General features: G+C 72.7%; 10 protein-coding genes. 6 read left to right on the plus strand and 4 right to left on the minus strand.

Annotated features, from left to right (window positions below):
* Positions 1-52: 52 nt before the first annotated feature.
* From PV734_RS22890 to PV734_RS22900, 3 genes are all read right to left on the minus strand, one after another.
* Positions 53-889 carry a hypothetical protein gene (locus PV734_RS22890; RefSeq protein ID WP_319093263.1) on the minus strand — a complete coding sequence of 279 codons (837 nt, stop codon included), beginning with the start codon at positions 887-889 and terminating at the stop codon, positions 53-55.
* Between the two features lie 41 nt (positions 890-930).
* Entirely contained in the window at positions 931-1,332 is a 402-nt protein-coding gene (locus PV734_RS22895; RefSeq protein ID WP_319093264.1) for a hypothetical protein, read from the minus strand.
* Between the two features lie 102 nt (positions 1,333-1,434).
* On the minus strand, positions 1,435-1,785 hold the full coding sequence (locus tag PV734_RS22900) for a hypothetical protein (RefSeq protein WP_319093265.1): 351 nt from the start codon (positions 1,783-1,785) through the stop codon (positions 1,435-1,437).
* A gap of 246 nt (positions 1,786-2,031) precedes the next feature.
* Here PV734_RS22900 and PV734_RS22905 point away from each other — a divergent pair, with 246 nt between their 5' ends.
* From PV734_RS22905 to PV734_RS22915, 3 genes are all read left to right on the plus strand, one after another.
* Entirely contained in the window at positions 2,032-3,282 is a 1,251-nt protein-coding gene (locus tag PV734_RS22905) for a Clp protease N-terminal domain-containing protein (protein WP_319291326.1), read from the plus strand.
* A gap of 110 nt (positions 3,283-3,392) precedes the next feature.
* A complete protein-coding gene (locus PV734_RS22910) occupies positions 3,393-4,871 on the plus strand; it encodes a sensor histidine kinase (protein WP_319291329.1) in 1,479 nt (492 codons plus the stop codon).
* Positions 4,872-4,888: 17 nt separating this feature from the next.
* On the plus strand, positions 4,889-5,542 hold the full coding sequence (locus PV734_RS22915) for a response regulator transcription factor (protein WP_319093268.1): 654 nt from the start codon (positions 4,889-4,891) through the stop codon (positions 5,540-5,542).
* 26 nt (positions 5,543-5,568) lie between these two features.
* On the opposite strand, the gene PV734_RS22920 is transcribed toward PV734_RS22915, so the two are convergent.
* Entirely contained in the window at positions 5,569-6,519 is a 951-nt protein-coding gene (locus tag PV734_RS22920; protein WP_319093269.1) for an NADP-dependent oxidoreductase, read from the minus strand.
* A gap of 130 nt (positions 6,520-6,649) precedes the next feature.
* On the opposite strand from PV734_RS22920, the gene PV734_RS22925 reads away from it, so the two are divergent.
* The 3 genes from PV734_RS22925 (at position 6,650) to PV734_RS22940 (ending at position 11,121) form a co-directional block, all read left to right on the plus strand.
* Positions 6,650-7,531, plus strand: coding sequence for a helix-turn-helix transcriptional regulator (locus PV734_RS22925; RefSeq protein ID WP_319093270.1), 882 nt, complete (start codon positions 6,650-6,652; stop codon positions 7,529-7,531).
* A gap of 138 nt (positions 7,532-7,669) precedes the next feature.
* Complete coding sequence (locus PV734_RS45880) at positions 7,670-9,733, plus strand: hybrid sensor histidine kinase/response regulator transcription factor (protein WP_415924250.1); 2,064 nt, start codon at positions 7,670-7,672, stop codon at positions 9,731-9,733.
* Positions 9,734-9,855: 122 nt separating this feature from the next.
* Positions 9,856-11,121, plus strand: a complete 1,266-nt coding sequence (locus PV734_RS22940) for an alpha/beta fold hydrolase (protein WP_319291332.1) — start codon at positions 9,856-9,858, stop codon at positions 11,119-11,121.
* Positions 11,122-11,396 lie beyond the last annotated feature (275 nt).

Genomic DNA, 11,396 nt, shown 5'->3' on the forward strand with positions numbered 1-11,396 from the left:
GTGAGCTGAAAAAGTCAAGAGGTCGGTGCGTGCCCGGATCCGCGCGCGGGGCTCAGGGTGAGGTCGTAGCGATGAGGTCGTCGAGGTCGAAGCTGTAGTCGGGAGTCGGGTAGAGGTCCGTCGGGTACAGGTCCGTCGGCTGGGAGCCCGGTGCGGGTACGTCGGCCGGGTCGGCGGTGGGCTTGCCGTCCGGGCTGCACACCTGCGGCGCCGAGGGCTCGGACAGTTCGTAGTCGGCGACCCGCTTCGACCGGAAGTCCACGGTGGTACGCCCCGAGTAGTCCTTCTCGCCGCCGACCGCGATCTCCTTGGGCAGTTCCCTGCTCGTCAGCGGCTTGCCCACGGTGACCGTGACGAGGACTCCCACGCAGGGACTGCGGTCCGCCGCGTAGAGGGACGGGGGCGCCGCGATCTTCTCGTCGACGCGCCCGTCCGTACGCAGTTCGACGTGTTTCGTCCGACGCATGTCGAAGTAGTAGGCGGGTCGCGTCCCGTTCGAGAGGCGTTCGCCGTCGGTGTCGGTCGCGACTCCGTACACCAGTTTCCAGAACTCGACCTGCACGGTGATCTTCCGGCAGAGCGGCCCGTTGTACCCCGGCAGGCTGACAAGCGTCACCTCGTTGCCGTCGCTCCCGTATTCGTCCAGAGGCGTGTAGACGGCGCGCTCGACCCACTCGGCGGATTCCTCGGTCTTCCACCACGAGTTGTCGTGGCAACCGGACGCCCCCGTCGGGTACGCGGGAGTGATGGACGGGGTCGGCGAAGGGCTCGGCGACTCGGACGCCTCCGTCGCGCTCTCGGACGGCTCCCCGGCAAGGGAGGTTCCGTGGGCGCTCGTACACCCCCCGACGAACAGGACGGCCACGGCGAGCGCCACGGCGACCGGCACGACGGAGTCCTTCCGCCCGGGTCCACGCCTCGGTACGCACCTCATCGGTCGAACCAGTTCCTGGCTTCCGCGGTACTGAAGCCCCGCAGCACGAGGACGGCGAGGAGGATGCCCGGGAGAACCGAGAATCCCCCCTGGAACAGGCCCACCACCCCGATCAGCAGGCCCAGCGCCTCGATGACGATGACCGTGACACGTACCCCGTTCAACCGCCTCCCCGCGAAGACGCCGCACAGTAGAAGCGCCCCGGCGATCACCAGCGTCAGCACCGCCAGGGACCGGACGAGCCCGGTCCCTTCCCCCCGACCGTGATCCGCCGCGTCGTCCGCCAGGGCCACCAGCAGGAACCCCGCCACCAGGTTCAGCACGCCCTGGATCCACACCCCCACCAACGCCTGCCGGACACTCTTCGGCATCTGCGCTTTCACGCTCGGTGTCGTCATGAACACAAGAAAACGGCACGCGTGTCAGGGACACCTCGGTAGGAATACGTATTCCATGTACGTATGTGCGAATCGCCGCTCGGCTGCCTCCGAAGGCGGAGCTCAGCCCGCCCGTCCCCGCTCCGTGCCGGTCGTCGGCGGGACCACTCGGAGGTTCGCGTCGGACCGCACCCAGGACAGGTCCGTCCCCTCGGGCGCCTCGAGTTCGACGACGGCACTCCAGCCGGGGGTCAGCTCGGTGAACTCCCCGAAGGGTTCTCGGTGGATCCGGAGCGCCCGGGCCGGCGAAGTCCCGGTGTCCGGTAGGGCGTCCTCCGGAAGGACCGAATCGCCGGGGAAGACGCTCCGCCCCACACTGATGCAACGGGCGTGACAGACCACCTTGTTCGGCGCGGGCCGCTCGTACACGATCGCCACCCGCAGAAGTCCGACAGGCTCGGTAGTGCTGCTCATGTCTCGCATGCCTCCATCTTGGGCCGACGGGTCGGACGACACCCCCGGAGACCGCCACGCCCCACACCACCCCACCCCGGCCCGGCCTACCGGGTGGGGCCGGGAGCCGAGCCGTGCGGACCGGGGATCCGGACGATCGGACCGGGAGCCTGGCCGATCGGCCGAAGCGGTGTTCCGGGGCGCGCGCCTAGCGTCGTTCCCAACGAGCCACCGCGGCACGACACCCGAACCCGAGGGGAACGTTCGATGGATCAGCGATCGACGACCGGAGCACCCGCCGACGCCACGACCGTGGACGGTGCGACCACGGAGTTCGAGCCCGACGTCATGGACCTGCTGGTGGAAGCACTGCGCGCCGCGGTCGAGCGCGAGTCGCCGGTCGTGGGTACGGACACGGTACTGGCCGCGCTCGTCATGGGGGACACGGACGCCGGTGCGGCGACAGCACCGGGCATACGGGCGTCCGGTGGGCTCAGTGGCCTGATCTCCGGCCGGGCAGGCCGTGGTTGGGCGAACGACGACGAGGGCGGCGTCGCGCCGGCCGCGACCGAAGCCGACGCGCTGGAGGTCGACACCGCCTGGCGCGAGGCGCGTTGGCGACTCGGCCTCGGCTCACGCGGGTCCGCCCCGCGGAGCGACCGGGCCCGGCCCGGGATGACCGGGGCGCTGCGTACGTGCCTGTTGCTCGCGATCGCATCGGCCCGAGCCGAAGGGACGATCTCGGTGCGCTGCCGGCACGTGGCCCGGGCCCTGGTGGACCTGCCCGGTGGCAGGGCCCGCGAGGCGCTGCTGCTGCGGGGACTGGATCCGGCCGCGGCGGCAACGGCGCTCGACGCGCTGAACACGGGCGCCTCGGCCCGGAGCGAGAGCCCGGAGTCCCGTGGCGTCACCCTGCTCCGCCGGGCCGGAACCCTGGGCCGGAGCGGCAACCGCCTGTCCCGGGCGATCACGTCGTGGACCTCGGGGGTCGCTCAGAACGGCTCGCCGGTTCTGTTCGCGGTGTCCGTCGAGGCCGTACGGCAGGCGGTGCGGCGCGGACACACCGAGGCCGAGCCCGTGGATCTCCTGCTCGGAGTGCTGGCCCTGGACCGGGCCCTCACCGTCGCCGGTCGCGCGCTGCCCGAGAGCCTCGCGACGGCCAACGCCGCCGGGACCCTGTTGCGCCTGCACGGTGTGCGGCAGGCTTCCCTGACCCACGCGGCGATTGCCTCCGCGCCGGTGTCCGGGGCCGCCGACATCACCGATGTCACTCGTGTACGGCTGTCCGCCGCCGCCGACAGGGCGATGGCTGTCGCACGGCTCACCGCGGCCGAGCACCGCTCCCCCACTGCCGGTACGGTCCATCTGCTGGCCGCGCTGCTCGGCGGACCCACGGCGGAGGCGGAGGCGGGCCCGGAAACCGAGGGCGCGGTGGCGGTCGTACGGCTGCTGCGGGCGTCCGGTCAGGTGGACACGGCCGGCCTGCTGGCAGAGCTGCGTCTCCGGTTGGCCGGGTGACCGTGACACCGGGGAGCGGCGGGAGGCGGCCGTTCTGCCGCGTTGACGGCGTCACGGACAGCGTATGAACGGGAGTTGGAGCGGGAGTCGGAGTTGGAGCAGGAGTGAGTATGAGCCAGGTGCCCGATGACTCGGGGCGGCCTCCCGTACGGCTGGGGCGCGGGGCGGCCGAGGTGGCCCGGCGGGCAGGGGAGGCGGTCGCCGAGAGCTGGGCCGCGCTACGCACCGCTCCGCGCCGTACGGTCGTAGCCGAACTGCTGCTGTGCGCCTCGGCGGCGTCCTTCGGGCTGACACCCCTGCTGCTGGTGCGGCCGGACCGGCCCGTTCTGGCGGTACTCGAGGCGCTCTGGGCGACTCTGCTAGTCGCCGCGCGACGGGACCGGCCGGTCGCCGCGGTCCTCGGCGTCTCTCCGCTGCTCGTCGGTCACAACGTATGGACGCTGGCGGCGGTGGCGCTGGTCGTGCTGTCAGCCACCCGCCGTATCGCCCCGACTCGGCGTGCCTGGCAGGTCGTCGGGACGGCCTGCGCCACCGTGGCCCCCCTGACCGTCGTGCGGGTGGCCCCCCTGACCGTCGTGCGGGTGGCCCCCCGGTGGGAGGACCTGCCGGTGGAACTGGCCGGCAACGCGGTCTCCGTGGTCCTGCTCCTGCTGCTTCCCGCTCTCGCCGGCACCCTGCTGGGACGGCGACGGCTCCTGGTCGATCTGCTGCGGGAGCGCAACTCCTATCTGGAACAGGCCCGTTCGCTGAGCGTCTCGGCCGCCCGGCTGGAGGAGAGGAACCGGATCGCGGGCGAGATGCACGACCTGCTGGGACACCGGCTGAGCCTGATATCCGTGCACGCCGGGGCACTGGAACTCGCCACGGCGCGCCAGGCACCTCCCCTCTCCGGACAGGCGGAGCTGCTGCGCACGACCGCCGGTACGGCAATGGAGGAGCTGCGCGAGATCCTCGGCGTGCTGCGCCATACGGACCCGGCGGACGGGTCAGGGAGCGACCGGGGTACGTGTGAGGACATCACCGCTCTGGTGACGGAGTACCGCCGGACGGGCGGCGCGGTCGAACTCGACTGGTCCGTGGCCGACTCGGCGGTCCTGGGTGACCGCACCCGGCAGGCGATCCACCGGGTGGTCCGCGAAGGACTGACGAACGTGCTGAAGCACGCGTCCGGCGCGTCCACCCGGGTGGAGGTCAGGAGCGCGAGCGGCGGCACAGAGGTGTCCGTCACCAACGGCGTACCGCGTACGGACGGCCGCTCCCAGGGCGGAACTCGCAGCGGGCTGGCCGGTCTTCAGGAACGGATCTCGTTGCTCGGCGGCGCGTTCGAGGCGGGTGCGGTGCCAGGCGGCGGCTTCCGCGTGGCGGCATGGCTGCCGCCTCAGGCACAGGCACAGGAGCACGCGCCGGCACCAGCACCAGCACCTGTACCTGCGGGAACAGCCACCGGACAGGGAGGCAGCCGATCCCCGCTTTCGGACGAGATCCTGACCTGGCCGCGTGTCCTGGGAGCGGGCTGCGCGGCGGTACTGGTGATCCTGCCGACGGTGGGGTACCTCATGTTCCTGCTGCTGACGGCGAGCCTGGGATGAGCCCCTAGGATGAGCCGGTGATCCGAGTCCTGGTTGCCGACGACGAGGCGTTGATGCGCGTCGGGATCCGGCTGATCCTGGAGAACGCCGACGACATCGAGGTGGTGGCCGAGGCCGGCAACGGTCTGGAAGCCGTCGCGGCCTGCCGCACGCGGGAGATCGACGTGGCGCTGCTCGACATCCGGATGCCGGGCGGGGACGGAATCGCCGCCGCCGAGGAAATCGGCCGCCTCTCTCCCCGGACCTGCGTCGTGATGCTCACGGCGTTCGGCGAGGAGGCGAGCGTGACGCGCGCCCTGCGGGCCGGGGCGAGCGGGTTTCTGCTCAAGGACACGGGCCCCAACGAGCTGATCCGCGCCGTGCGGCTCGCCGCGAGCGGTGAACCGGTCCTGGCCCCGCGCATCACCCGGCAACTGCTGGACCGGCACGTACGGTCCGGCCGTGACACCGAGACCGCCCTGCGCAGGACCGAGGAGCTGACCCCGGCCGAACGGGACGTCCTGCGGTTGCTCGGCACCGGTCTGTCCAACGTGGAGATCGCCGGGCAGCTGTATCTGAGCGCCGGCACGGTCAAGGCGCACATCAGCAGGATCCTGACCCGCACCGGCTGCGCCAACCGCGTACAGGCCGCCGTCCTGGCACATGACGCGGGTCTGCTCGCCGACCGCTGAGAACGATGCCCACGGGAGTGACCGGGCTACGCGGTCACCGCGACCACAAGCTTGCCCGCGACTCCGCCACGCTCGAACGCCTGGTGCGCGGCGGCGATGTCCGCGAGCGGATAGACGCTGTCGACCACCGGGCGCAGCGCGTGCGAGGTGACATGTCCGGCCAGATCACGGAGCACGGCGGCATCGGGATTGGCGCTGAAAGTGCGGATGCGGCGGGCACCGTACACACTCGACGCGGCGATAGCGGCGAGGGCTTGAGCGGAGAGTCCCACGGTGACCATCCGGCCGCCCTTGGCCAACCGGCTCCGGTAGCAGTTCAGTTCCGAGCCGACGGTGTCGACGATGACGTCGAAGGGGCCGATCCGCTCCGAGGTGGTGGAGCCGTGGTCGAGGACCTCGTCGGCGCCCAGGTCGGCAAGGAGCCGGGCGTGGCGGTCGCGAGCCAGCGCGGTCACATGGCCGCCCATCGCGTGCGCCAACTGCACGGCGGCCGTGCCGACTCCGCCGGCCGCGCCCCGGACCAGGACCCGTTCCCCGCTGGTGAGGCGCACGCTGTCGCGCAGCGCGATCAACGCCGTGGAGCCCGCGACGACCAGGGAGGCCGCCTCGACCGACGAGAGGTCCGCCGGGGCCGGCGCGATCCGGTCCGCGGCGACCACGACGTACTCGGCCGCCCCGGCGACGGCATGCCGCTGCCGGGGATGCACCATGCCCCACACCCGGTCCCCGACCCGAAAGCCCGCGACATCGGGGCCGGTCGCGGCGACCGTGCCCGCGAAGTCCAGCCCCACACCGATCGGGAACCGGCGCCCGGACACCATCTTCAACCCACCCGCGCGGACGATCACATCGTGCCCGTTCACGCTGGACGCCTCGACCGAGACCAGCACCTCGCCCGCACCGGGTGCGGGGCGGTCCACGTCATTGACCCGTAGGACGTCCGCCGCACCGTAGCTCGTGATCTGAACGGCCTTCATGTCGCTGTCCTTCCGTGGCCCGCTGTGGTGGATCCGATACTGGGTCATGCGCTCGGTATCACGGTCGTTCCCCTTGTCCTGGGTCCGGCAGACCCACCCTGGCGGGCCGCGCCGACGGCATACTGACGCCGTGACCGACGATCCCCTCGCCATGAGTGACGATCCCCGACGCGAACTCGCCGACTTTCTGCGAACCCGCCGAACTCGCGTGCTGCCGCAGGAAGTCGGCCTGGAACCCGGCCCGAGGCGACGCGTCGCCGGACTACGGCGGGAGGAACTGGCCCTGCTCGCCGGGGTGAGCGCGGACTACTACCAGCGTATGGAGCAGGGCCGCGACGTCCGGCCGTCCGACCAGGTCCTGGACGCCCTCGCCCGCGCCCTCAACTTCTCCGCCGAGGAGTCCCGCCATCTGCACAGCCTCGCCGGCGCGGCACGCACGCCCACCCGCGGCCGGCGTCAGCACGCTCCGGAGGAGGTACCGCCCACCACGCTGCGGCTGCTGCGCACGATGACCTCGCCCACGCTGGTCGTCGGCCGCTTCCTCGACGTCCTGGCATGGAACCCGCTGGCAGGTGTCCTGCTGGGCGAGTTCACCCGACTCCCCCAGGCCGAGCGGAACCTGCTGGTACTGCTGCTGCACCCCGAAGCCGACCAGGCGTGCCCGGACCGGGCGGCGACCGTCGCCGAGCTGACCGGGATGCTGCGAACGCAGGTGGCCGCTGATCCGGGGAACCCGCGCGCCGTGCAACTCGTGGGTGAACTAGCCGTCCGCAGCGACGAGTTCGCGACACTGTGGGCACGCCACGACGTCGAGGAGGTCACCCGCGGCCGGATGCGGGTCAACCACCCGCTGGTCGGCGAGTTGTCCCTGGACTGGGACGCCTACCCGATGCCGGGTGCTCCCGGTCCGGTGCTCATCACCTACACCGCCGAGCCGGGAGGCCCGGACGACGAACGACTCCAACTGCTGGCAGGCCTGCTCGACGCACCCGGCACGACATCGGCTCGGTGACGCAAGATCGCCCGCTCGGGCCCTCCGGGTGACACTGGTCCCACAACTCCCCCTGGCGGGGCCTGCGGCGGGCCCGGGAGGTGCGGGAGAACCGATGGCGACTCGATGGAGACCTGTTGGAAACCCGATGGAGACCTGTTGGAGACCCGATGGAACGATGCCGGCTGGAGCGTTTCCGGCTTCGCGGGGCAGGTGTGGGTCCTCTCCCTCGTCGCGGGGGTCTGCGCGCTGGTCATGGTCCATCTGCTGGCCGTACGCAGGACCGCCGGCACCTCCCTGGCGGGAGCCGTCGTGCTCACGCTGGCCGTCACCGCGATCCCCGCCGTACGCGGTGAACCGCCGCACTACGTGGCGGGGGCCGCGCTGACGGCCGGTGGGGTGGTGGCGGTCGTCTGGGCGACGGGCCGCTCACGCCGGCACCGGTCGGCCCGCCGGTCCGCACTGGCGGACTACGAGGCCGGCACGGCGGCGGTCCCGCTGTTCGCGGCGCTGGCCGAACGGGACCGGCTGGCGGCGGAGTTGCACGACGTGGCCGCGCATCGGCTGACCGGGATCGTGGTGGCCGCGGGTGCCGCGCTCAGGCTCGCCGACCGGGAACGGGCCGGTGACGCGCTGCGCCACGCCGACGAGGCGGGCCGGGAGGCCGTCGGCGAACTGGAGCGCCTCACCGGACTGGACGCGACCGCGGCCGGCTTCACCGAGGTCGACGCGCTGGCCGCCGCGCACGCGGTGGACTACCGGCGCACGGTCGACACGGCACCGGCGGCCAGTACGGAAGCGGCGTACCGGGTCGTCCGGGAGGCGTTGACCAACGCGGCCCGGTACGCCGAGGGCGCGACGGTGCGCGTCCGGATCGAGCCGACGGACGACGAGGACAAGCCCGAACAGGGCGGCGGCGAGCGCCTCTTCACCGTCACCGTCACGGACGACGGCGGTACGGCCGTCGAGCCGGGCCTTGGGACCGGGCGCGGTCTCGCGGGGCTGGCGGCCGTGGTCACCGCGAGGGGCGGGAGGTTCCACGCGGGACCTCATGGTGAGGGAGCGGGCTGGCGCGTACGGGCCTCGCTGCCCGCGGCGACGGTTCCTCCCCTCCGCCGGTGGCCCCTGTGGCGTGGGACGGTCGCGCTCGACTACGCGCTGGTGGCCCTGGCGATCGCGCTGTCGCTCGGCGCGAGCCTCATGACGGCCGAGGCCCCCTTCGGCGGCCTGCTGCCCGCGCTGGTGACCGTCGTGCTGTCGGGCCTGCACGCCGTGCCGCTGGCCTGGCGCTCACGGGCGCCCGGCCGCGCGCTCGCTGCCGTACTGTCGGCGCTGCTGCTGTGGTGGGCCTGCGACCGGACGGGCTGGACCCAGCCGCCGGTGAGCGACATCTTCCTGGTGTACGGGTGGGTCGAGCTGACGCTCGTCCACAGCGTGGGAGTACGTCTGCCGTGGCGCCGGGGCCTGTTCGCGCCGCTCGCCGTGGCCGCCGTGGGCGGGCTCGCGCTGACGAGCGGCGGCGGCATCACCGGCAGTCGTACGGGTGCGTGGGCCGTACTGGCCGGTGTGCTGGCCCTCCCCGCCCTCGCCGTCTGGTCGTGGGGGCGACGGACCGCCCGGCGGCACGAGCGGCTGCGGGCCGCCGACGCCCGGCGGCGGGTCCTGCTCGACGGGGACGCCGACGCGGCGGTGTCCGCGCAGCGTCTGCTGTTCGCCACCGGGCTGCGGGACACGGCGCTCAGGCACGCGCGGGCGGTCGTCGCCGCGGCGGAGGACGGGGACCTGCGGGGCGTGCGCGAAGAGGCCCGGGCCGGACTGACCGCTCTGCGGGACCTGTTGGCCGGGCTGCGCGCCGGGGCCGCCGGTTTTCTGCTCAAGGACGCCGAGCCGGAGCGGGTGATCGACGCGGTACGGGTGGTCCACGGGGGTGCCGCGCTGCTCGATCCGGCGGTGACCCGCAGGCTGTTCGACCGGTTCACGGACGGGCCGGGTCCGCTCGACGCGGCCCGGCTCGGCCTGCTCACCCCGCGCGAGACGGAGGTGCTGCGGCAGGTCGCGCGGGGACTGTCCAACGCGGAGATCGCGGCGGTGCTGGGGGTGAGCGCGCCCACGGTGAAGGACCACGTCTCCGTCCTCCTCGGCAAGCTCGGCGTACGCGACCGGGTGCAGGCGACGATCGCCGCGTACGAGACGGGGCTGATCCGGCCCGGCAGCGGACCGTGAGGTGAGTGGGGCACCCCGCCGTGAGGTGGGGGTGACACCCCGCCGAGGGGCGGCCCTCGCGCGCGGCGGAACCGTCCCTGAGCCGGACGGATCGTCCGCGTCGGCTTCCTAGCCTCGAAGGCATGTCACGCATACTTCTCCGCCGGGTCGCCGGCGGTGTCCTGCTGTTCCTGTCGCTCTCGCTGAACCCGGCCGTGGCGGTGGCCGGTTTCCTCGCCGCGGCGTTCGTCACCGTGAGCGTGCCGGTCCTGGTCGTCGTCGGTCTCGTCTGCGGCGCCCTCACCGGCGGACTGCTGGGCCGGGCGGCGTTCGCCCTGTTCGGTCTCGGCCGCCGCCCGGCCCTGCGGGCGTCCACGTTCCTCACGGTCGGTCCGACCGTGGCCGTCGCCGTCCTCGCCGCTGTCACCGTCCTGCGTCCGATGCCCACCTCGACGGCCGCCCCCGCCCCGCCCGGCGTGCGGTTCTGGGAGCTGCCGACCGGTTCGCGCATCGCCTATGTCCACGCCCCCGCGACAGGCCGGGCCAGACCGACTCCGGTGATCTTCCTGCACGGTGGTCCCGGCACTCCCGGCGAGGGCGTCCCCACCGGGGGCCGTGAACTCGCGGCGGACGGCTTCGACGTCTACGCCTACGACCAGCTCGGCGCCGGCCGCTCCACCCGGCTGCGGGACGTCAGCGGATACACCGTCGCCCGCCAGGTCGCCGACCTGGAGGCGATCCGGCGCACACTCGGCGCCGACCGGATCATCCTGGTCGGCCAGTCCTGGGGCGGATCACTCACCGCCCAGTACCTGGCCGCCCACGGCGAGCACGTCGCCAAGGCGGTCTTCACCTCACCGGGCGCGCTGTGGGGCCGTCAGTACCCCGGCTCCGAGGCCGGGGAACCCTGGCACCGCCTCTCCCCTGCCCGGAAGGCCCGGCTCGACCGGATGAACAGCGAGCCCCGCATCATCGCGGCGAGCCTGCTCCTTCGGATCAACCCCGGCGCCGCACACGCGCTGGTCGGCGACCGCGAGGCCGACCACTGGATGCACGAAGTCGCCCTCCAGGGAAAGGACAGCACCTCGTGCGAGGACGCTCCGCCGGCCAGGGCGCACGACAACCCTCAGGGCTTCTACAGCAACCAGCTGACCGTCAGGGACTTCGAGCGGCTCCCCGACCCCCGGCCCCGTCTGCGCACCCTGCGCGTCCCCTCCCTGATCATGCGAGGGGAGTGCGACTTCATCAAGCCCGCCGTGACCGCCGAGTACCAACACACCCTCGCGGGCTCCGAGTCGGTGACCGTCAAGGGAGCCGGCCACTCCATCTCGGGCGAACAGCCCGGCCGCTACACCGCCCTGCTGCGAGCCTTCCTCCTGGCCGAACCGCTTCCGAAGGACACCGACTGAGTCCGCCGTGCGCCCAGTTCCGTGCGTCCAGTTCGGTGCTCGTGGTGCCCAGCACCCGGTCGAAGCACGGCAGCTGCCAGGACTTCCCGCCTGATCCACCGCCCCCGAACTGGCCTCGCCCGGGTTTCTCGGCGCCAACGGCCTGACGTTCCACGACGGGGCACTGTGGGTCACCAACCGTTCCTGTGGACTGAGCGAGAGTGAGTCCGTTCAGCCGCGCGCCCCGAACGGTCTTGGGCGAGCTGGTCCCCGGCGTACTCGACCCCGGGTGGCGA

Source organism: Streptomyces sp. AK08-02, assembly GCF_033795085.1.
In the GTDB taxonomy this organism is placed as follows: domain Bacteria; phylum Actinomycetota; class Actinomycetes; order Streptomycetales; family Streptomycetaceae; genus Streptomyces; species Streptomyces echiniscabiei.